We start from the raw sequence: 20,582 nt of genomic DNA, 5'->3' as shown, positions 1-20,582 counted from the left end.
TCTAGCTCGCGGCTAACTTGATCGTCTCTCCCGCGGCAGAGTAGGTAAACCCGGCAAACCATTTTTTCAACAAACTGACGTCGATGTTCGATTGTCCATCCTTGATCTTCAGACGAGAATCGTTCGTCTTGATCGTTTGAACTTCGTCGCCTTTAGTCAGTGTATACGTATGTTTCTTGGAATCGTAAGTCAGCTTAGCGCCGATGATCGACGAGGCCAGCTTGAGATTCAGGAACCAAGTGGACTTATCCTTCCAAGCCGCATCCGGTTGAGCCATTCGGACCCCATTGATCGTTAATATGCCTTTGCTGGCCGTAAGCGACAGTTTCTGTCCGCCCGCCAATCGGAACGCTCCGATTAATTGTTGCGCGGCTCCGTTTAATACGAGATTGGGCGTTAAGCCGACTTTGTCCACTTTCTTGCCCGTCGGAGTATAATACTCTTGAATCGTCACCTTCAACATACCGCCGCTCTGGACGGGAATAATCGATTGCACGACGCCTTTGCCGTACGTCTTCGTACCGACGAGCTTAGCGACACCGTACTCCTGAAGGGCGCCCGATAGCAGTTCCGAGGCGCTTGCCGAGTTGCCGTTAACGAGCATGACAACGGAATACGGCTTAACGGACCCGCTAATATCCAGCGGATGATCGACGCCGTCCCGATCGCGAAGATGGGCGAGAACGCCTTCCTCCACGAACAAACCGGCTATTTCTTTGGCGGCATCCACATAGCCGCCCCCGTTGTTGCGTAGATCGAAGACCAGCGACGTTAATCCGTTCTTCTCGAGCTTCTCCAATTCTTCTTTCACTTTGGTACCCGCATCCATGGTAAACCCGGACAATGCGAGGTATCCGACGCCTTTCTCGAGCATCTTCGTCGTAACGACCGGCATCTGTACCTTCTTGCGGGTAATTTTGAATTTCAAGGCTTTGCCTCCGCGGGAGATGCTAAGGGCGACTTCCGTGCCCGCTTCCCCAAGAAGCTCTTTCTGAATTTCCGCCGTGGATTTTCCTTTGAACGATTTGCTGCCGGAGCCGACAAGCAGGTCTCCGGGCTGTACGCCCGCGGTTTCCGCCGGGCTGCCGGAAATCACGTCTTCGACGTATACGGCACCGTCTTCTTCGACCATGACGATTCCGATTCCTACGAACGTTTGCTCTAATGAAGAATTAAAAGATTCCCATTGCTCGTTGTCGAAGTATTGCGTATAAGGGTCGTCTAACGTTTTGACCATCGCTTCGATTTCTTTGTCGGTTAACGCTTCTTCGTTAGGCTTGCTCAGATGGTATTGCTCGAGAAGCTCGCGAACTTCCTCCACTTGATCCGTGGTGGCTCCAAGCGCGGCCGGCGCCCCCGTTGCAATCAGAGCTAAGGCAAGTACGAACGAAAATATAAGGCGTAATCTTCTGATCGAGTTCATGTATGTTCCCCGCTTTCCGTCAATTGGTTCCTCGCGTCGTTTAACCATTCCAACGCTTGCATCGGCGTCATTCTCATGACGTCAAGCTTGCGAAGCTTGTCCAACAGCTTATCGTTCGCGGTCGATTTCGAAGATTTGACCGCAGGCGCGGGTTCGCCGAACATAGCCAACTGAACGACGTCTTGAGCTGGAGCTGAGGCTGGTGCTGGTGCTGGCGCAACAATCACCGGAGGTGTCCTAACCGCGGAATCCGTATAAGCCGCCGCCGTTTCCTTCACGACCGCCCGATCGGGAGTAAGTCCGATCTCGAACGATCCATGTTCGTTCAGCAACGTATATGCCCGCGATACGATCGTCTCGGGCAACCCCGCCAGCTGCGCGCAATAGATCCCGTAGCTGGAATCCGCGGCGCCGGGCACGAGCTTCCGCAGGAAAGTGACTCCGTCGGCGCTTTCTTTGACGGCCATGCATCCATTCCTTAACCCCGTTAAAGATTGCTCCAGATGAGCCAATTCGTGAAAATGGGTCGAGACGAGCGCTTTGCAGCCGATATGATTATGTACGTATTCGATTACCGATTGGGCGATCGCCATCCCCTCGTCCGTCGAAGTACCGCGTCCAAGCTCGTCGATGATGATCAAACTTCTCTTCGTTGCTTGTTCCGTCATCACTTGAATGTCCTTCATCTCGACCATGAACGTGCTTTGTCCGCCGACGAGATCGTCCGCCGCCCCGATTCGCGTAAAGATGCGATCCACGAACGGCAACACCGCCCGCTTCGCCGGAACGAAGCAACCGATCTGCGCCATCAGGCAGATCATGGCCACTTGACGCATGTACGTGCTCTTACCCGCCATGTTCGGCCCCGTAATGAGCAGGATGGAACCCTCGGAAGCCGTTAACGACGTTTCGTTAGCGATGAATACGCCGTTCTCGTTCACCGATTCCACGACCGGGTGACGGCCGTCCTCGATTGTCAGATCGTATCCGTCGCCATCCGTCCAGCTAGGACGGGCATATCTGCGTTCCGCGCTCGCCTCCGCGAACGCTTGAAGCACGTCGAGCGCGGCAATGCTCTCCGCTAGCCGTTGCAATCTTGCCATCTGGCCCGCGATGCTGTCCCGCAAAGCAATGAAGCTCTCGTACTCCAGATCGAACATGCGATCTTCTGCTTCTAATATGAGCGCTTCCTTCTCTTTAAGCTCCGGCGTAACGTATCTCTCGGCGTTCGCAAGCGTCTGCTTCCTCTCGTATCTGCCTTCGGGCAGATTTACGAGATTCGCCCGGGTCACTTCCAAATAGTAGCCGAACACTTTGTTGAAACCGATCTTGAGCGATTTAATGCCCGTAGCTTCCCGCTCCTGGCGCTCCAATTCGGCGATCCATTGCTTGCCGTTCTGGCTGGCCTCGCGAAGCTCGTCCAGCTTTTTGTCATAGCCGGGACGAATGATTCCTCCGTCCTTCAGCGTCACCGGAGGCTCGTCCGCGATCGCGAGTTCGATCGCTTGGGCGATATCGTCGCAGGAATCCATTCGGTCCGCGAGAGCGTTAAGCGGCGTCGCGTTTAATCCCCGGCAAGATTGCTGGATAGCCGGAATACGCTTCAACGAATTTTTCAGCGCGTTCAAATCTCTCGCGTTCGCCGTTCCGTACGCGATTCTCCCGGCGAGTCTTTCTAAGTCGTACACCTCGCCGAGATCGTCTCGAAGCTCCTTGCGTTTGATCCAATCGCCGTGCAACGCCTCTACGGCATCCAATCTGCGTTCCGCTTCCGCCTGGTTAAGCAAGGGCTGATCGATCCAACGCTTAAGCAGTCTAGCGCCCATCGCCGTCCGCGTGCGGTCTAGTAGAGAAAGCAACGAACCTTTGCGCGAGCGATCGCGTACGGTTTCCGTAAGTTCAAGGTTTCGCCTAGTGAAAGCGTCCAAGGACATATAGGATTCCGAATCGTAAGCTTTGATAGAACGTAGATGGGTGAGCGACCTCTTCTGCGTTTCATCCAAATAAGAGATTAAGCGCGCTACCGCTTGCTGCCTTACGGGTTCGTGCACGCTCCACGGTTCTTCCGGAAATTGATCGGCCAATCTCCTCAGATCCGCTTCTTCCCGCACAGTAGTGAGGACGGCGCGCGACGTTGGATTTAGATCCGCGTTAATCGCGGCGATCGAAGCTTCGTCGCCGACGGCTTCCGACGGCCTGTAGACGTTCATGATATTTTTGACGGCTTCGTTCGATTCCGCGAAAGAGGTCACGTACAGTTCACCCGTCGTCAAATCGCAAGCCGCGATCCCGACTCTCGCGCTTTGCCGAGCGGCGCCCACGATAAAATTGTTCGAGGCGTCTCCGAGCATTTTCGAATCCATGACCGTCCCCGGCGTAACGATCCGAACGATCTCGCGTTTCACGACGCCCTTCGCGCTCGCCGGATCTTCCACCTGTTCGCAGACGGCAACTTTGTAGCCTTTGTCGATTAGTCGAGCGATATAACCTTCCGCGGCATGATGGGGAACTCCGCACATCGGAATCCGTTCTTCTTGCCCGGCTCCCCGACCCGTTAACGTAATTTCCAACTCCCTCGAGGCGGTTATCGCATCCTCGAAAAACATTTCATAGAAATCGCCAAGGCGAAAAAACAGCAAAGCATCCTTCGCGGTCGCCTTCACCGATAAATATTGTTCCATCATGGGGGTATATCCAGCCATGGTCTTCCTCCCGGTATCATAAGCAGTGGCTAACAAGTTCAATATCTCATTATACCAAAAATGAATTGTGCCGGGACAGTTCGTGTCCAAAAAGATATGGCTAGTTCATTCTCAGCAACCGTTCCGTCCGGCTTAACTGGCTCATATTGGCGGCGCCGATACCGAACATCGCTGCTTTCAGCTCGAATTCCAGCCTATCGAACAGTTCCGACAACCGTTCCGCGGAATGTAGCGCGGGAGCAAGCAGAGATCTGCCGAAGGAAGCCAAGTCGGCGCCGAGGGCGATCGCTTTCGCGGCATCCACGCCGTTCGCCAACCCTCCGCTCCCGATCACGTAAGCATCCGGTACCGCCGCCCTCGTCTCCGCGATGCATTCCGCGGTCGGCGTTCCCCAGTCCTCGAACGCCTTGGCGGCCTCGCGCGTTAAGTGATTTGCGGAACGGTGCTTTTCGACTTCGATCCAAGAGGTGCCGCCCGCGCCCGCAACGTCGATGAACGATACCCCCGCGTCAGCCAGCTTGCTTGCGGTATCTCCGTCGATTCCCCATCCGACCTCTTTCACGCCGATCGGAAATTCGGCTTCGCGACATAAGCGCTCGATCTTATTCAATAGCCCGCCGAAATTGTTATCCCCTTCGTTCTGGAACAATTCCTGCAAACCGTTCAAATGCAAGACGAGCGCATCGGCATCCGTCATTTGTACCGCTCTGCGGCATTCCTCGATTCCGAAGCCGTAGTTTAACTGAACCGCGCCCAAATTCGCCAGCAGCGGTACGTTAGGCGCATGTTGACGGACTTGATAACTCCGCGCGGTAGAAGGATTAGCGATCGCCGCGCGAAGCGAACCGAGTCCCATCGCCCAGCCTTTGCGTTCCGCGGCTTCCGCCAATCTCACGTTTATTCGGCCGGCTTCGTCCGTTCCGCCGGTCATGGAACTGACCATGAACGGAACTCTTAACTTGCGATTAAGGAATTGGGTTGAAGTATCGATTCCGTTAAAGTTGACTTCGGGTAGCGCGAGATGACGGAATCTATACCTATCGAATCCCGTTCCTTCACCCCTGCCTTCCACGTCTTCATGCAGGCATATCTCGATATGTTCTTTTTTCCTGCGGCCGATATCCGGCTTTTCCCCCGGTACTTGCCCCGTCTCTGAATTCTTGATCGCCCTCGCACCTCTCGAATAAGTAACTGTTAAATTAAGCTTGTCCAACAAAAGCGGGAAACTACACAAAAGCTTGTTTTCATTCTAGACAACCTGGCATAACAACGACCGTCTTAAAGAATCGGGATTCGCCACTTCAACCGGATATCGCTGCTCTCGTCCCAGCTTCTTCCTCGTTCGATCGAATCGAACAGAAAATCGATCGGCTCGCGATAAGCGAGATAACCGTTCGTGCGAGCCAATACTTGTCGAACCCGTTCCATAGCTACCAATAATAACGTACGATCGCCTTGATAGAAAGCATCCCGATATCGCTCTTCATCCAGCGGTCGGTCCGATGCGAGTTCCCGGGAATGTTCCGCGGCGACTTTGGCAAGGGCGAATGCCCCCAGCGCAAGCCGCGGAGAAACAAGCCAACTCGGCGGCGTCCGATATTCGAAACCTCCATGCGACTGGCTTCTAGCGTCACCGAGGAAGCCGTATCGAGGACGTCTTCGCGCGGCCTCTCGCGGTTCTAGCAGACGCAGCGGCAACGCTAGGGCATTGTCGAGCGCGCGTAACCGCTCGTTCGTCAAAGCCACTCCGCTGAGATGGACGTGCCCGCCGAGCGGCAATCCGGGAACGGGTAAAGCTCCGGCTTTCCAAGTGAGGGAGCTCCCTATCGTACGCTCGGCGGCGACTTGAAGCAATCTTCTCACGTCCGAGGTCAAGCTTTCCGGATAGAGAGTCGGTCTAGGCCTTAGTTCGACCAACGGCCAGCGTTTCTCGCCGCGAATCCGGACGGAATCGGCTCCCGTGTCTCCTTCTGGCGTAAAATAACGAGTAGCCGGGACGACCCGCCCTTCCGGCGAAAGCAGCACGAATTCGGGGTCGGCTCCGAGCTTTGCCCGAACGCCATTCGACGTCTCCTCGGCCCAAACGGCCGAGAAACCGCGTATGACTTCATGAAGGGTAGGGATAACTTCTTCTCTCGCCTCTTTCAGGAATGGCGATACTCCGGTAATGCTAAGTTTCCCGCCTTCGGTTAGTAACAAATCGACTTGACCGTAATCAAGCCCTAACATGTACAGCGCGCGAACGGATAGTTTTTCGGCGGGTTTCCAAATGGCATGCTCGCTAGTGATTTCGGACTTATCCCAAAGATTTCGTTTATATTTTACGTCATTAAATTTTTTGGCATTCGGGAATACGCGTCTCATTTCAATGGCTGCGCGCCCCCATACCGATACCGAGATCGGCGTTCCGTCCCGCTTCCCTGCACCGAATCTTGCTGGCAAGCCCTCCCTTCGCAAGCGCCGTTCCAACTCCTCGCGCGGCAATGAGGCGACTCTGGAAGCGGCAGCGTTCATGAGCCAAGGGGATACGGACGAAACGACCGGGTTCATGGAACCGACAGCCGCGCCCTCGGATTCTCCGACGATCATCACGCAGTCGTTCGGCTTCGCGAGCCGGAGATCGCGTATTTCGGGAAGCTCTAATCGCTCTAGAGCCGATCTTCTATTCCCGCTCTTGCCGCAATAGATCCACAAGGTACCCGCTTCCGACCTATTAACCACTTCGCGTCCCCCTTACGCAACACGGGAAGGGCCGTCCCGCAGGCGGCGCATGAACGCCGAAGCCGAATGACCCTTCCCTATGTTTGCCGCTGCTGCAATCAGGCTTATCCCGTTGTTCCGACAGGGCATTCGCCCTCGACTATTGTTCCGTCTCTGCATAGACTTAAGTACCGGCCGATGACCGAACCGATTACAAATCGTCTTCCAGTAAATCGGAATCGAGATCCTCGAAATCTCCATCGTCACCAAGGCCGAAGTCCACTTCTTTCCCATCGTCGTCGAATCCGTTCGGATCGACTACGACGCACACCTTAGTTTCCGCCACCATCTCCACGGCGAATTCCCGTTCGACGCGGATGATTACGGATGAACCATTGGAACTGATCGTCGCTTCCACGCAATTCGGTTCCTGCGTCGCTTCCGCAGATACCTCTTCCGTGGAAGAGCGATGTTTCGGATCTACGTACGAGAGGGGAACGAGCTCAACATAAGAGATCGTTTCTTTCGCGACATCGGTTTGAGAGTTTTTGTTGTACGAATACCAGATGTTAATATCGTAAGACCCGATTACTTCGATTCCGTCCCCTGATTTCACCGCTTCATATTGATGATTGATGATCCACGCGCCCAGAATACTGGTCGGGTGGTGCGGCGGCGTTACGGTGTGGGTAATCGTCGAGAACTTACGGCCTTTGCCGCAAACCGCCTTCGTGATGATTTCCCTGCGCTGCAGCCGTTTATCCGCAATAGCCATTTCAGTAGACCTCCTCCATACGATCAAGTCACTTAAAGTCTATGCAGGACATTCGTCTAGAGTGACAAAAATGTATCGAAGCAACCCGCAACCGTTTCCCGGCGCCGTTGGATTCGTTCGCCGAGATAGACTTTACTTTTCATTGTATGATCGCATGGGCAGAAGTTGACTTCCGTTTTTTTTCCCGGCTGGCAATCTCTAAATAACGACTTAATTCGCGGGTTAACTGGAACAACGAAGATCGGATCTCGAACTCGTCCCTCGTCTGCGGCAACGGCAGCCCCCTGAAGCTTTTCTCCAGCTCCGTCAGCATCCGTTCGGTTTCGCCCTCGTAATAGTCCGACTTCACGTCTTCGGTCAAGCGATCGAACAGCACCGCTATCAGATCCGCTTGCGGGACGTGCCTCGAGACGAAAGCTACCGACTCCATCATCAGTTGAATAGATTCCAGTTGTTGGCGCCGCATTTGAAAGTAAAGCTGCCAAGGCTCGTCCTGGGGGATCAGCCTGTTTTCACGCGCCCGTTGCGCGACTTGAACCCCTTCCTCGATCGCCGAGCTTGTCATCAGCACTTCCTCGCCATCCCATAACGTATCCGGAAACCGCAAATGCATGGCCAAGTGCCGGAAAATATCCGAAAATCCTTGCTCCGTCCGCTCCCGAAGCGTTATTAGCGTTTTATTCTCCTTAGGCATATACACGAGATTAAAGATCGTAGCCCAACCGAGTCCGATAGCGAGCAGCTTCAGCTCCGTCAAGATCGCAACCGTCGTAACGTCTCCGAACGCGAAGAGATGGAACACGATGACGGATCCGGTTATGATTCCGTCCTTGAGCCCGGTTCTGGCTAACAAGGGGTAAGCTAGAATGATGTATAAGGCTAATACCCAGAAATAAAATCCGATAAATTCGAACAATGCCGAAGCTAGCATCAATCCTAATAAGGAAGCCGTAAACCGAGCGAATACGGTCTTGATTCCGCGCCAACGCGTCGTATCCACGCCTAAGATCGCAAGAATGCCGGCGGACAGCGAATTGTCTACCCCTAAGAGATAGGCCGTATAGATCGCCGCCAGCGTAGCCAATGCCGTTTTTATGACGCGAAAGCCCATCTTGACTCCTCCCGGCGAGTACCTCCCATGCAACGGGACGGATATGAGTTTCCTCGTCTCCGCCCCGTTCTCGAGCTATTCCAATCGATAGATTTCCCGATATTTATTTTCCAAATAATCGCATAGATAGGAAGATTGAAGCGATTGTCCGCTAATGCGCTCGATAATCTCCGCTGGCCGCTGCAGCTTACCGTATTGGTATACTTGCTCCGTCAGCCATTCCTTAAGAGGAAGCAGCTGCCCTTCGGAGATTTGCCGATCCAGATCGGGTAGCTTCTGGCGCGCGACATTCATCATTTGCGCCCCGTACATATTGCCGAGCGAATAGGAAGGAAAATATCCGAAAGCTCCGCCGGACCAGTGAACGTCTTGCAGTACGCCTTCGGCGTCGTTAGGAGGAGTAATGCCGAGCGCTTCCGAATATTTCTTGTTCCACACTTCCGGCAGGTCGCGAGGGTTCAAATTTTCATTAAATAACATCTTCTCGATCTCGTAACGGATCATGATATGTAAATTATAAGTCAGTTCATCCGCTTCGATCCGAATCAGCGAAGGCTGAACGACATTGATCCCCCGGTAGAAGGCTTCCGCGGTAACCCCGTCCAATTGACCCGGAAAATGCGCCTGCAAATCCGGCAAATACCGTTGCCAGAATCCAAGGCTGCGCCCGATCATATTCTCCCATAGCCGCGACTGCGACTCATGGATGCCCATGGAAGTTCCCGTGCACAGAGTCGTACCCGCGAGGTCGGAGCTAATATTTTGCTCGTACAAAGCATGACCGCCTTCGTGAATCGTACCGAATAACGCGCTCGTAATGTCGTCGGGCAAATACCGCGTCGTAATCCTTACGTCTCCGGGACTCAACCCCGTCGCGAACGGGTGGACGCTCTCGTCGAGCCTGCCGGCTTCGAAATCGTAGCCCATTTCCTTCAGAATCAGTTTGCTGAATTTCTTCTGGGCTTCCTTATCGAAGGTCCCTTCCAAGAAGGAAGTATCCGGTTGATGTTCGGATTGCGCGATTCGCTCCGCGAGCGGCACTAAACGTTCCCTCAGCTCTCCGAAGAGACGATCCAACTCGAGCGTCGTAAGACCCGGTTCGTACATATCCAGCAATGTATCGTATGGAGTCGTTTTCACTCCCCATAGTTCGATGAATTGGCGGTTAATCGCAATGATTTTCTCTAAATAAGGCACGAACCCCGGAAAGTCGTTGTTTTCCTTCGCTTCTTCCCACGCGGATTCCGCTTGCGAGGTAAGGACGACGTATTCCCGGTACAACTCGGGCGGAATTTTACGGTTGCGTTCGAATTCCTTGGCCGTCTCCTCGACCAGACGTCGATCGATTTCGCTTAATTGACTATGTTGTTCGGGTTCGCTCAGCTTCGCAAGCAACTGTCCCATTTCCGCAGAGGTAGATAGTCTGAACGTCTCCGAAGAAAGCGCGCCGACGGCTTCCGACCGAAGCTCGATTCCTTTACGCGGAGCGCCTGTTCTCATATCCCAATATACAACGCCTAAAATTTCTTCGTATTGTTTGATTTGTCCGATTAATTCCCGAAAACGCTTCACAGGGGAAACTACCGCTTGTTCCGAGGCGCTCATGAGAACACGTCCTTTCCATGCAGAATATTGTCAACTTGATCATACCTTCCGCAAAATTTATAATCAACTTACCTGATCGTTTTTCCTGCAAGTTGCGCCAAGTCTTAAACGAAGGAGAATCCTTAATATGATCATCCAATGGAGCGAACAAGCCATTGCGGAAGTACAAACCAGATTCGGCGAAGACGCTCTTACGTGGAAACTCGTTTCAGACTCCGAAGGTTGCGGATGTTCGATGAACGGAGTCGCGACGTTATGGGCGATCGACGCGCCCCTGGATGACGATCTGCCGACGCAAAGCAATCGGCTAGCGGTTTGGTACGAGAAGCGTCACGAAGTGTTTTTCGACGACGTCATGCGCATGACATACGATCCGGACAAACGCGCTTTCAAATTAGCGAGCGATGGACAAATCTACACTAACCGATTAATGCTCATCGATAAAAGAACGGCAAAAACCTTGATCTAGGTAAACCAGGAGGAACCACTGTGCGAAAAATGGATGAAATTATGGCTTATAATAAAGAATTCGTACAAAGTAAAGGGTATGAAGAATACCTCACAACGACGAAATTTCCGGAAAGACGTATGGTTATCGTCACTTGCATGGATGCCCGGTTAACCGAGCTTCTTCCCAAAGCGATGAATTTGAAAAACGGCGATGCCAAAATCATCAAAAACGCCGGCGCAATCTTGACGTCCCCTTTCGGTAATATTATGAGAAGTATTCTTGTCGCGTTATATGAATTAAACGCGCATGAAGTGTTTATCATCGGTCACCATGAATGCGGCATGACGGGGATCGATCCGAACAACGTCGTCGCGCACATGGAAGCACGCGGCATAGAGAAGCAAGTGATCCATACGCTTCGCCATTCGGGAATCAATCTCTTCCGTTGGCTAACGGGCTTCGACAGCGTCAGGGAGAGCGTCGAGAGCAGCGTCGATATCGTTCGGAATCATCCTTTGCTTCCTCCGAATACGCCGGTTCATGGTCTCATCATCCATCCCGATACGGGCGAACTCGAAATGGTCACCGATGGCTACGTTTATCTGGAAGCTCACGGTTAAGCGCTTTGCGCTTAGCCGATTCCGCCCTCGCCAGCACGACTTCGCTTCGATCCCGCGTGAGGTGGCGGTGAATGACGTCGTTCCCTGCCTCCAACCCCGGAATCCCCCACCGATAGCCAAGCTCCGAACAGCGTTGCTTAGCCGATTCTAGCAAGCCGTCATCGCGAATCGGCAACTCGATATCCGAATAAATCGATTCCGCGTTCGTCCATTCCTCTATCTTTTCCCTCAGCTTAACGACGAGCTTCTCCCCATCAATGCCTAACTCGTCGAAGAGCCGGGGATCGGCTTCCTCTACCGCTTTACCCATCAGTTTAACGGCACCCTTCCGATTTCCTCTCCGGGCATGATACAAGCACACGGGTATCCGAATGAGAACGAGCCAACAAGAAACATAAGCGGATTCCGGGTGCTCCTTCCAGTACTCCTCCATAATCTCATGGCATTCGAAGTAATCGCGTGAGCCGTTGTACTCGGCTAAATATTGAATATATTCATCAGGATACCGGGTCGTCTTCATTGTCTTGCTCCTTTTTTATTCGTTAAAACGTTCGTTAAGTTAAGCATACCGCAAAATCGATTCGCGGGCATCCACTTAAATCGTTGAAACCGGATCGGCTTTCATCCGTAAGTAATAGGGTAAGATTTCAACTTATCAACAGGGGGAACAAACACGATGTGGAAAAAAGCACTGATCGTACTCAGCCTATTTGCCTTTACGTTTGCGATAACGGCGCCTGCCGATCACGCCGACGCAAAACCGAGATCGTTCAGTTCAGGCAAAAAATCGTTTAACAAAACACCAGCGAAATCACAAGATAACGTGAGCAAAAGCTCAACGACAAATAAATCGTCTTCCACAGCCGGAACGCCCAATAAGCCAGGATTTTTTAGCGGCGGAAGCTTTATTAAAGGAATGATGATCGGCGGTTTCGCAGGACTCTTGTTCGGCGGAATGTTCGGTTCGGGTTTCTTCGGCAACATGATGGGATTCTTGATTAACGCTTTGGCCTTGTTCGTCTTGTTCATGGTGTTCAGAGCCATATACGACGCCTTCAAGCGCCGGAGACAGTCTAATTCCTCCAATCAACGCCGTTGGTAACCGAATATGAGAATAGGCATGGATCATATCGTCAACGCCATTTGCCTCCATCTCGCCGAACGCCATGAAGTTCCCGTTCAATCCGTCGAAGTAGAGCTGCTCTACGACGAGGATCGAGGCTTCAGCGCGGAGACGTGGATTCAAGGCCGCAGCCGGTTCCTGATCGAAGCGAACATCAAGGAAGCGATCATCCGCTACGTCTTGAAAGAATTCGGCCAACGCGTCTACCCTTCGCAAATTCGACTGGACGTCGAAGACGAGATTTGGGCCGATATCGAATAATAGACGGACAAAGCCCCGACCGGTCAACCCGGTACGGGGCTTTGTCTATTCGATACAAATAACATCATTAATAATTATACTGTAAATTTACGAACGATCGTCTGAAGATCCTTGGCAATGCCCGATAACATCTGCGAGGATCTTGTCATCTCTTCGCTCGAAGCCAATTGTTCCTCCGTCGAAGCCGCGACTTGTTGCGACATGCCCGCGGTTTGCCTTGCGATGTTGCCCATATTCGCGATAGATGCCGCGACTTCCTCCGAGCTTGCCGCAAGCTGTTCGGCTGCAGCAGCCGCTTCTTGCACCCGAGTAGATACTTCGCCGGAGGAGACGACGATTTCCTTGAACGCCTGCTCGGCATGCTCTACGGCGATGACGCCTTCTTGAACTTCCGCAAGGCTTCTCTTCATCGTATCGGCTGCGGATGCCGTATCTTGCTGAATGGACGCGATGAGCTCGATAATCCCTTGCGTGGATTCATTGCTCTGCGTCGCCAATTTGCGCACTTCGCCGGCGACGACCGCGAAACCTTTGCCATGTTCTCCCGCTCTGGCAGCCTCGATTGCGGCGTTCAAAGCCAGCAAGTTCGTACGATAAGCGATATCGCCGATCAACGACGATATTTCGCTGATTTGCGCGGATTGCTCCTCAAGCTTGCGAATCGTTTGGCTTGCGCGATCGACGGAGCCTTGAACGCGATACATTCTGTCCGTTACCTCTTCTATCTTCTCCAACCCGCTATTCGCGCGAACGGTGGATTGCTGAGACAGCTCGGAAACCTCGCCTGTCGTTTCCGCGATACGCTGAACGCCATCCGCCATCTCATCCATGACGCGTCCGACTTCGGTTGCCGTTACGGCTTGCTCCTCCGAACCTACCGCTACCTGACCGATCGACTCCGATACATGGCGGGCCGCTTCGGAATTCTGATCCGAGCTCGCGTAGAGCTGCGTGGATGCCGTCGCGACGGAAGTCGCGGCGTCTTGCATCTGTCTAACCGACAGTTGAAGATTCGCTAACGTCTTGTTGACGGATTCCATCATGACCCCGAATTCGTCCTTCCGATTAATGACGAGCGGTTCAATCTTCAAATCCCCCGCGGATATTCGATTCATGATTGCGGTAGTCGCCTTCAGCGGCCGAGTCAAGTTAACGATCAAGGCCCAAGCGAGCGCTATAAGTACGATTAAGATCACGATACCTAGATATTGTAGGCTCGATGAAGTGTCCTTATAGATAACATCGCTATCCTTCTGGCTTTGCAATGCACCTTCATGGTTATATACGATCAACGAATCAACGGTCGCTCTTAAATCGATGAACGCTTGCGAGACATCTTTGGTTGCCTGAGCAAGCTCTTCCTTGCTGGCCGTCTTCGATTTACTCGCTTCAAGTCCGACCTGGAAACGCGCCCAGGCTTCCTTAAGCGCTTCGTAGTCTTCCTTGTCGCCGTCGCCAAGCGTTTCCTCGTATTTCTTGATGTTACTATCGATTGAAAGAATATAGGCTTTGCTGGCTTCATCGAGCTTCGCTAGCTGTGCAGCATCTTTCGTAGTTAAAGATTGGTAGTAATTCCCCATATATTGCTCGATGTTCATATTTACTAGACTTATCGTCTCGATCCCGAACATCCAATACGTCGTAATCTCTTTCGTAAACTCTCCCATTTTCTTGATTTGGGTTAGTCCGCTTACTCCAAGCAACACTACAAACGCAAATACGATCAAAAAAGAGCCAAGTAGCTTCGTCCTTACTGATCTCATTATTCTCCCCCTGTTGTTTGACGCATTGGCAAAAATATGCACTAGCTACTGATATCATAGAAGGGACGATTCTAAAAAACCAATAAAATTCTACTTAAATTTACAAATAAAGGGCTTTATCGCAGGAATAAATATTTCCGATTGATAGGATCTCCCGATTGATTGTCCTATCGAATATGATTTTACGAACCGTCCCTTCGAGATTATCGACTTGGATATTTTCGGGGTAACGGGTAATGATATAATGGGATTGTCATGCATGAATCCAAAATCTACGATTTAGGAGTGAATTTAATGGCTATCGATGTATATTTGAATTTTAATGGAAATTGTCGCGAAGCAGCCGAGTTTTACGCCGAGGTATTCGGTTCCGAGAAACCCAATATTATGACTTTCGGCTCATCGCACCCTAATTCGGACTATCCCATTCCCGAAGAGGCGAAAAATTTGGTCATGCATACCCGGCTTAATCTTGATGGAAGCACCGTTATGTTTTCCGATGTTTTCCCCGGGATGCCATTCGTGGAAGGAAATAATATCAGCCTCTCCATCGTGAATAAGGATATCGATAGAATCAAATCGCTTTTTCACAAACTGAAAGAAGGCGGCACCGTGGGAATGGAGCTTCAGGAAACGTTCTGGAGCAAATGCTACGGGAGTCTGAAAGACAAGTTCGGAATCGGATGGCAGTTTAACTATGATAATGGCGAAACGATGGGCATGTAACCGAATAAAAAAAAGAGAGGCTGCCCCGGAAGCGATACGCTTTTGGGGCAGCCTTCCTATCAAATGTGCTGCAAGGAGCTCTTCGCGCCTCCGAAAGGAAAAGCCATCGTAATCACGGCCCCGCCTTCTTTGCGATTGCTCGCCGCAATCCGTCCGCGGCAACGCTCCACGATCGCCCGAGAGATCGCAAGACCTAACCCCGTCTCTCCGTCTTTTCCCTTCACGAAGCGATGGAATAAATAAGGCAACAGAGCGGGCGAGAATCCTGCCCCGTCGTCGGTTATCGAAATTCGGATATCGTCGTGTTCTATCGCTACGTCAACGATTATCCGTTCTCTAGCATAACGCGAAGCATTCGATACGACATTCAGTAACGCTTGTGAGATTTTATCCCGATCGGCCCAAATGTTCATCGGCGATTGATTTTCTTCCTTTTGCTTACCTCCATATTGTATCTGCATCTCGAGACCTTTCTTGAGAAGCAGCGGATTAACTCTCTCGCGAGTTTCCGTTAACAGATCGCGCACGTCCACTTCCGACAGTTGAAAAATATCCTCTTCGCTGTCCAGCTTCGCCAGCAAGGTCATTTCCGTTACGATATTTTTCAATCTGCCGCTTTCGCTTAAGATAACGTTTAACCCTTTCGTTGCGCCCTCGCCTTCGAATACGCCGTCCCGTATGCCTTCGGCATAACCCGCGATCGACATGAGAGGCGTCTTCAGTTCATGCGAAGCATTTTGGAAAAACTGCTTTTGCGCCTGATTATACCGATCTAGCTCTCCTGCCAGATCATAGACGGTTTGCGCCACCGCACCGATCTCTCCTCCGGCCTTAACCAACCGTACTTCCGAAAACTGCCTGCTCTCGACTTTCTTCAGCTCTCCCCTTAGTTTCATTAACGGCTTAATGAGCTTGTTCGTTATCAGTAGGCTCATGATATATACGATCGCTCCCGAAACGCATAGAACGATCAGCAGCCTTCCGAGCAAAGCTTGTTCTATCGCGTTGATCTTGCTCATCGGAGAATATAACGTCAACGTCCCTTGCGGAATGGCCGTCGCCGAAACGACGTACCGGCTGTCTTTCCCTTCTATGAGCTCACGTGCTCCGATCGTTTGGTCCGAGTCAATCTGAACGGCGTTATTCTGAGAGACCGTTAATTTAGAAATCGGTATCCGAGTCAGCGTCGCTGCTTTCGTGGGCACATTCCCGTAAACGACGTTGCCTTGTTTATCCGTTAATATCGCCTCGACGTTATTCGCTACGACCGGTTGAATATCCTGAAAGGTCGCGATCGTAGTTTGCTCGCTTTTCTCTAGATCTACGGATTTCAGACTGGCCGTCATTTGTGCGCCTATCGCCTGCATTTCTTGTTTCTGTACGCCGACGAAATGATCCAACAGCACGTAATGGTTAATGATCGCCGTTACCGCGATAACGAGCGCGATCAACACTCCGAAAGCCAAATTAATCTGGTGAGCCAGCTTCATGCTACTGTTCGCCTCCTTCGTTCCGTAATCGATACCCGTGTCCCCACACCGACTCTATAGGAAGATCGTCCATTTTTTTGCGAATCCGCTTAACGAGGTGATCCACCGCCCGGTCGCTGCCGAAATAATCGTCGCCCCATACCAGAATGAGAATCTCATCTCTCGTGAACGCCCGATTCGGACGCTCGGCGAACATCTTAAGCAACGAGAATTCCTTGCTAGTGACTTCAACCTCTTCTCCGAGCCAACGGACTCGTCTCTCCTCGACGATCAATTCAAGCTGGCCGACCTCGATTCGAGGGGAAGATTGCAGCTCTTGGGCGTTCTCCTCGGAGCCGCGAGACTTGTACCACCGTTGCAGATGGCGTTTAACCCGGGCAACCAATTCGCGAGGGCTGAACGGCTTGACCAAATAATCATCGCTACCCAGTTCCAGGCCGAGGATCTTATCGACCTCGTTGTCGCGCGCGGATATCATAATGATCGGAACCTCCGCTTCGCTGCGGATTCTTTTACAAAATTCGTACCCGTCCATTCCCGGTAGCATGACATCGAGTACCCACATATCCGGCGGATCATCGTGCCACTGCCTTAAAGCTTCTTCCGCGCTTTCTAATCCGACCGTACGGTAATTCTCTTTGCTCAAATAGGCTTCCACTAACTCGCGTATATTCCGATCGTCGTCCACGACCGCTATTAAATAGTTGTTCATGAGTTAACCTCCAGCTTAATTCTAAGCCTATTATAACAAGCGTATGGGCGCAGCTGGGGCTTGCCATCGATTTTCCACAATTCAACCAATGTTGTGCCATCGTTGGGCAATAGACTGAATCTTGTAAGACAAACCAAGCCCAAGAGGAGATGTTGTAAAATGAAAAACACGACCATGTTCAAGAGAATCGCTATGTCCACCATGCTGATGTCCGCCATCGCCGCACCGGCTTTCGCCAATGCCGCAAGCAATCCGATGGCCGATGTTCTGCCCGCCGCTACGATTAAAACGGATAAAGTCGCAAAACTCGTTCCAGCGCTTAAAACGATTCAATTCGCCGATCCGTTGGAAGCCGCACGACTTTACGCTCCCGAGACGCTGGAAGATTGGAAAGTCACGTTGGACAAATACAACAAGCTGAATAAAATAAGCGAAGGCAGAACTATATCCTTAGTCGATGCCAAGGGCACGATTAAACTTTCCGATAACGTCGCGAATGAGATTAAAGTCGTCGATTCCGTTAAAGCAACAGCGGCAAGCGTAAGCATGGAAAAAATCGATCTCGGACAATATGAAATCAAAGAATTACCTTCAATTAAACCCGCTCCTGGTTCCGATGTAACCATTACGTTGTCCAAAAACACCACAGGCAGCACAGTGGGTACCAAAGCTACGCGCATAGACGCTATAAAACTCAATACAGCTAGCGCTGCCGCAGTTTCCGCAACCGATAGCAGCCCGATTTTCTCCGGCCAGGTCGCTTTGTCTAAAGCCTTGGAATCAAAGGATGCCGCCACGATTAAACCTGTGCTTGCGGATCTCCTGCAAGCTTACAAAGATGAGGTCGCGAAACAATAACATAACGAATTTCTTCCGCTCCCGCTCTGCCTATAGGCAGGGCGGTTTTCGCGTTGTTCCCTTCAACCGTCGACAGTTTGCCATTATTATTCCACATTTGAACCAATGTTGTGCCATCGTTAGGGGTTAGACTTGATCCTATAGGACATACCAACCAAATAATCCAAATGGAGTTGATCATATATGAATTCAGTTACCCGGTTCAGAAATATCGCGATTTCAGCATTGTTGCTCTTCGCTGTCGCTACGCCGATTTATTTCGCCAGCGCTGCGAACGGCCCCATGGTCAAGCAATACGTAACGAAGATGGGAGCAACGGAAAAGCATATCGCGAAAGTCAATAAACCCTTTGCTCTCATGAATACGGTAGTTTTAGCTCACCGAGTAACGGATGATTAGGCCCGGACAAAAGAAAGAAGCTGCTCAAAAGATCGCGCTTTTGAGTCAGCTCCGGCTTATTGGAAAAATATTTTATTTCGAACTCCACAGCTCAACGCGGTCTTTGACGTATTTCTCATAGCCGTCTTCCATTTTTTCAACTCCGGCTTTATCCAGATCCTTCATGTAATCATCCCAAATTTTGTCGAAGTTTTCTGGTTTAGCCAGGATTGCTTCGGGAATTCGCTTCCATGTAATGTCCTTCATCTTATTCGCCAGTATAGATACTTCGTCCTCGCCGGGAATCGAGATATTCCATGCCGCGCCGTAGGCTTTAACTTTGAATTCGCTCTCTTTCGGGAATAAATCTTTCCAAGTCGTTGCATTGTAAGCGGCAAGCGTCTCCTTCTCTACGTCGCTATAGCCGATAACCAATTGCTCAGGGAAGTTTTTCGTGTAATAGTTGCCCGTTTCGTCTTTGGCGCCATCGCCGTAGTGAGCCATCATATTCCAGTAGAAGCCGATACCCGTTTCTTTCGTGAACGCAATATTGTCATTGTTTATACGGTCTTGCACCTCTGCCGGAACGACGCGTTTTCCGTTTTCGACGACGTAGTGTTTGCCTTCGATTCCCCAGTTATTCAGAATTTGACCTTCGTCGGAAGCCAAGAAGTCGAGGAATTTAATAATACGAACCGGATCTTTAGCCTTACTGGAAATAGCAATTCCGTAACCGCCCATAAATCCGGTTGGCCAGAACGACGGTTCTTTGATATCTTTCGACATCGTAACCGGATAGTGACCATAGGTTTGATCGAATTTACCAGCCGTTTTCAAGGCTTGCTGAGCGTCATTATAATCCCAATCTTGGTCGATGAGACCAAGAACGCGACCCGTCGCGACTTTGGCTTTGTATTGATCGTACTTCTGAACGAAGCTCTCTTTATCCAGCAGGCCAATATCATTCATGTGATTCAACCAGCGGAAATATTCTTTCTCCTCCGGACGACGGAAGTGATAAGTAACTTCGAAGGTCTCTTGATCGATGTAGTATTCTCCGTCATCGGAAGCTCCGGTCGTAGCAACCGCCGGATTCGTAACGGAAATGTACATATGCCAATCGTCCGCGTTTAAGGATACTCCGATGTTCTTGTTGCCGTTCTCATCCGTCGGATGTTTCTCCAAGTAAGCTTTGATAACGTTTTCGTAGTCCTGCACAGTCCGAATTTCAGGGTAACCCGCTTCCTTGACGACGCGATGCTGAAGCTCGAATCCGCCGCCTGCTACGAATTTTTCTTCTTTGACCGCTGCCCAAGTCGGAATCGCGTAGATCGATTGGTCGGCATTCGTGTATTTGGCGCGAACCATGTACTCGCCGAGTACCTTTTTAATATTCGGAGCATGCTTATCGATGAGGTCGGTCAGATCGAGAACGGCACCCGCGTCGACCAGTTTGCCGATATCGCCTTTCGCCGCGATAATGTCCGGGTATTCTCCGCTTGTCGCAATTAGCGCTACTTTCTGAGCAGGGTCTCCAACAGCGAATTCGGCATCCAACGTTACGCCCGTTCTTCTCGTAATTTCCTTGCTTACGTCATCTTGCATATTGTTCCAGTTCGGATTCGGGTCTTCGCCGAAGTAGGTAAACGTAACCGGGCTTAAATCTTCCTCTGCGGGTTGTTCGCTCGCTTCAGCCGAGTTCGCGTTTGTTTCCGTCTTCGTGCCCGTATCGGACTGGACCTCGTTCGTAGCTTTGTTATTGCCGCTACATCCGGTAATGAGGCCGACGAGCAACGTAATCGTTAGAAAAATAGTAGCCTTGGATTTTAGTCTGAACATCCGTTAAACCCTCCCATATTTTTGTGTTCTATTGTATAAACAGGG

General features: G+C 51.3%; 19 protein-coding genes. 7 read left to right on the top strand and 12 right to left on the bottom strand.

Annotation, left to right across the window (positions count from 1 at the left end; genetic code table 11):
* Position 1: 1 nt before the first annotated feature.
* The 7 genes from HH215_RS04510 to HH215_RS04480 form a co-directional block, all read right to left on the bottom strand.
* Positions 2 to 1,423 carry a S41 family peptidase gene (locus tag HH215_RS04510; RefSeq protein ID WP_169278823.1) on the bottom strand — a complete coding sequence of 474 codons (1,422 nt, stop codon included), beginning with the start codon at positions 1,421 to 1,423 and terminating at the stop codon, positions 2 to 4.
* The gene (gene mutS / locus HH215_RS04505; RefSeq protein ID WP_169278822.1) at positions 1,420 to 4,125 is read right to left on the bottom strand and encodes a DNA mismatch repair protein MutS; all 2,706 of its coding nucleotides are present in this window, start codon (positions 4,123 to 4,125) and stop codon (positions 1,420 to 1,422) included. Before mutS ends, HH215_RS04510 begins: the two co-directional genes overlap by 4 nt.
* Positions 4,126 to 4,225: 100 nt before the next feature.
* Positions 4,226 to 5,341, bottom strand: coding sequence for a type 2 isopentenyl-diphosphate Delta-isomerase (gene fni, locus HH215_RS04500; RefSeq protein WP_310735548.1), 1,116 nt, complete (start codon positions 5,339 to 5,341; stop codon positions 4,226 to 4,228).
* A 62-nt stretch (positions 5,342 to 5,403) separates the two neighbouring features.
* The gene (locus HH215_RS04495; protein ID WP_169278821.1) at positions 5,404 to 6,846 is read right to left on the bottom strand and encodes a putative amidoligase domain-containing protein; all 1,443 of its coding nucleotides are present in this window, start codon (positions 6,844 to 6,846) and stop codon (positions 5,404 to 5,406) included.
* Between the two features lie 190 nt (positions 6,847 to 7,036).
* The gene (locus tag HH215_RS04490) at positions 7,037 to 7,600 is read right to left on the bottom strand and encodes an outer spore coat protein CotE (RefSeq protein WP_169278820.1); all 564 of its coding nucleotides are present in this window, start codon (positions 7,598 to 7,600) and stop codon (positions 7,037 to 7,039) included.
* A 139-nt stretch (positions 7,601 to 7,739) separates the two neighbouring features.
* Positions 7,740 to 8,711 (bottom strand): aromatic acid exporter family protein, encoded by a 972-nt coding sequence (locus tag HH215_RS04485; protein WP_169278819.1) that lies wholly within the window; start codon positions 8,709 to 8,711, stop codon positions 7,740 to 7,742.
* A 75-nt stretch (positions 8,712 to 8,786) separates the two neighbouring features.
* Positions 8,787 to 10,316: a carboxypeptidase M32 gene (locus HH215_RS04480; RefSeq protein ID WP_169278818.1), complete on the bottom strand. Its 1,530-nt coding sequence runs from the start codon at positions 10,314 to 10,316 to the stop codon at positions 8,787 to 8,789.
* Between the two features lie 127 nt (positions 10,317 to 10,443).
* On the opposite strand from HH215_RS04480, the gene HH215_RS04475 reads away from it, so the two are divergent.
* Positions 10,444 to 10,785, top strand: a complete 342-nt coding sequence (locus tag HH215_RS04475; protein ID WP_169278817.1) for an iron-sulfur cluster biosynthesis family protein — start codon at positions 10,444 to 10,446, stop codon at positions 10,783 to 10,785.
* Positions 10,786 to 10,805: 20 nt separating this feature from the next.
* The gene (locus HH215_RS04470) at positions 10,806 to 11,387 is read left to right on the top strand and encodes a beta-class carbonic anhydrase (protein ID WP_169278816.1); all 582 of its coding nucleotides are present in this window, start codon (positions 10,806 to 10,808) and stop codon (positions 11,385 to 11,387) included.
* On the opposite strand, the gene HH215_RS04465 is transcribed toward HH215_RS04470, so the two are convergent.
* The gene (locus HH215_RS04465; protein WP_169278815.1) at positions 11,350 to 11,907 is read right to left on the bottom strand and encodes a DUF309 domain-containing protein; all 558 of its coding nucleotides are present in this window, start codon (positions 11,905 to 11,907) and stop codon (positions 11,350 to 11,352) included. The genes HH215_RS04470 and HH215_RS04465 overlap by 38 nt on opposite strands.
* A 156-nt stretch (positions 11,908 to 12,063) precedes the next feature.
* On the opposite strand from HH215_RS04465, the gene HH215_RS04460 reads away from it, so the two are divergent.
* Both HH215_RS04460 and HH215_RS04455 read left to right on the top strand, forming a co-directional pair.
* Positions 12,064 to 12,489, top strand: a complete 426-nt coding sequence (locus tag HH215_RS04460; protein WP_169278814.1) for a hypothetical protein — start codon at positions 12,064 to 12,066, stop codon at positions 12,487 to 12,489.
* Positions 12,490 to 12,507: 18 nt separating this feature from the next.
* The gene (locus HH215_RS04455; protein ID WP_254450361.1) at positions 12,508 to 12,771 is read left to right on the top strand and encodes a DUF2653 family protein; all 264 of its coding nucleotides are present in this window, start codon (positions 12,508 to 12,510) and stop codon (positions 12,769 to 12,771) included.
* A gap of 74 nt (positions 12,772 to 12,845) precedes the next feature.
* On the opposite strand, the gene HH215_RS04450 is transcribed toward HH215_RS04455, so the two are convergent.
* Complete coding sequence (locus HH215_RS04450) at positions 12,846 to 14,534, bottom strand: methyl-accepting chemotaxis protein (protein ID WP_169278812.1); 1,689 nt, start codon at positions 14,532 to 14,534, stop codon at positions 12,846 to 12,848.
* 294 nt (positions 14,535 to 14,828) lie between these two features.
* Here HH215_RS04450 and HH215_RS04445 point away from each other — a divergent pair, with 294 nt between their 5' ends.
* A complete protein-coding gene (locus tag HH215_RS04445; RefSeq protein ID WP_169278811.1) occupies positions 14,829 to 15,260 on the top strand; it encodes a VOC family protein in 432 nt (143 codons plus the stop codon).
* A 59-nt stretch (positions 15,261 to 15,319) separates the two neighbouring features.
* Here the strand turns inward: HH215_RS04445 and HH215_RS04440 are convergent, their stop codons facing one another.
* A complete protein-coding gene (locus tag HH215_RS04440; protein WP_169278810.1) occupies positions 15,320 to 16,750 on the bottom strand; it encodes a sensor histidine kinase in 1,431 nt (476 codons plus the stop codon).
* Position 16,751: 1 nt separating this feature from the next.
* The gene (locus tag HH215_RS04435) at positions 16,752 to 17,462 is read right to left on the bottom strand and encodes a response regulator transcription factor (RefSeq protein ID WP_169278809.1); all 711 of its coding nucleotides are present in this window, start codon (positions 17,460 to 17,462) and stop codon (positions 16,752 to 16,754) included.
* Between the two features lie 159 nt (positions 17,463 to 17,621).
* Between HH215_RS04435 and HH215_RS04430 the strand changes: the two genes are divergently transcribed.
* Both HH215_RS04430 and HH215_RS04425 read left to right on the top strand, forming a co-directional pair.
* On the top strand, positions 17,622 to 18,320 hold the full coding sequence (locus tag HH215_RS04430; RefSeq protein ID WP_169278808.1) for a hypothetical protein: 699 nt from the start codon (positions 17,622 to 17,624) through the stop codon (positions 18,318 to 18,320).
* Positions 18,321 to 18,503: 183 nt separating this feature from the next.
* On the top strand, positions 18,504 to 18,719 hold the full coding sequence (locus HH215_RS04425) for a hypothetical protein (RefSeq protein ID WP_169278807.1): 216 nt from the start codon (positions 18,504 to 18,506) through the stop codon (positions 18,717 to 18,719).
* A gap of 72 nt (positions 18,720 to 18,791) precedes the next feature.
* On the opposite strand, the gene HH215_RS04420 is transcribed toward HH215_RS04425, so the two are convergent.
* Positions 18,792 to 20,537, bottom strand: coding sequence for an ABC transporter substrate-binding protein (locus tag HH215_RS04420; protein ID WP_169278806.1), 1,746 nt, complete (start codon positions 20,535 to 20,537; stop codon positions 18,792 to 18,794).
* Between the last annotated feature and the right edge of the window lie 45 nt (positions 20,538 to 20,582).

It is taken from the genome of Cohnella herbarum (assembly GCF_012849095.1).
Taxonomy (GTDB): Bacteria; Bacillota; Bacilli; order Paenibacillales; family Paenibacillaceae; genus Cohnella; species Cohnella herbarum.
Note: the sequence above shows the minus strand (reverse complement) of the source record. Positions and strands in the feature narration are given on the sequence as shown.

What these genes read in the sequence shown, in the direction of transcription:
- HH215_RS04510 (WP_169278823.1), bottom strand. Translation starts at nt 1,423, where the DNA reads ATGAACTCGATCAGAAGATTACGCCTTATATTTTCGTTCGTACTTGCC.
- mutS (WP_169278822.1), bottom strand. Translation starts at nt 4,125, where the DNA reads ATGGCTGGATATACCCCCATGATGGAACAATATTTATCGGTGAAGGCG.
- HH215_RS04490 (WP_169278820.1), bottom strand. Translation starts at nt 7,600, where the DNA reads ATGGCTATTGCGGATAAACGGCTGCAGCGCAGGGAAATCATCACGAAG.
- HH215_RS04485 (WP_169278819.1), bottom strand. Translation starts at nt 8,711, where the DNA reads ATGGGCTTTCGCGTCATAAAAACGGCATTGGCTACGCTGGCGGCGATC.
- HH215_RS04480 (WP_169278818.1), bottom strand. Translation starts at nt 10,316, where the DNA reads ATGAGCGCCTCGGAACAAGCGGTAGTTTCCCCTGTGAAGCGTTTTCGG.
- HH215_RS04475 (WP_169278817.1), top strand. Translation starts at nt 10,444, where the DNA reads ATGATCATCCAATGGAGCGAACAAGCCATTGCGGAAGTACAAACCAGA.
- HH215_RS04465 (WP_169278815.1), bottom strand. Translation starts at nt 11,907, where the DNA reads ATGAAGACGACCCGGTATCCTGATGAATATATTCAATATTTAGCCGAG.
- HH215_RS04460 (WP_169278814.1), top strand. Translation starts at nt 12,064, where the DNA reads ATGTGGAAAAAAGCACTGATCGTACTCAGCCTATTTGCCTTTACGTTT.
- HH215_RS04455 (WP_254450361.1), top strand. Translation starts at nt 12,508, where the DNA reads ATGGATCATATCGTCAACGCCATTTGCCTCCATCTCGCCGAACGCCAT.
- HH215_RS04450 (WP_169278812.1), bottom strand. Translation starts at nt 14,534, where the DNA reads ATGAGATCAGTAAGGACGAAGCTACTTGGCTCTTTTTTGATCGTATTT.
- HH215_RS04445 (WP_169278811.1), top strand. Translation starts at nt 14,829, where the DNA reads ATGGCTATCGATGTATATTTGAATTTTAATGGAAATTGTCGCGAAGCA.
- HH215_RS04440 (WP_169278810.1), bottom strand. Translation starts at nt 16,750, where the DNA reads ATGAAGCTGGCTCACCAGATTAATTTGGCTTTCGGAGTGTTGATCGCG.
- HH215_RS04435 (WP_169278809.1), bottom strand. Translation starts at nt 17,462, where the DNA reads ATGAACAACTATTTAATAGCGGTCGTGGACGACGATCGGAATATACGC.
- HH215_RS04430 (WP_169278808.1), top strand. Translation starts at nt 17,622, where the DNA reads ATGAAAAACACGACCATGTTCAAGAGAATCGCTATGTCCACCATGCTG.
- HH215_RS04425 (WP_169278807.1), top strand. Translation starts at nt 18,504, where the DNA reads ATGAATTCAGTTACCCGGTTCAGAAATATCGCGATTTCAGCATTGTTG.
- HH215_RS04420 (WP_169278806.1), bottom strand. Translation starts at nt 20,537, where the DNA reads ATGTTCAGACTAAAATCCAAGGCTACTATTTTTCTAACGATTACGTTG.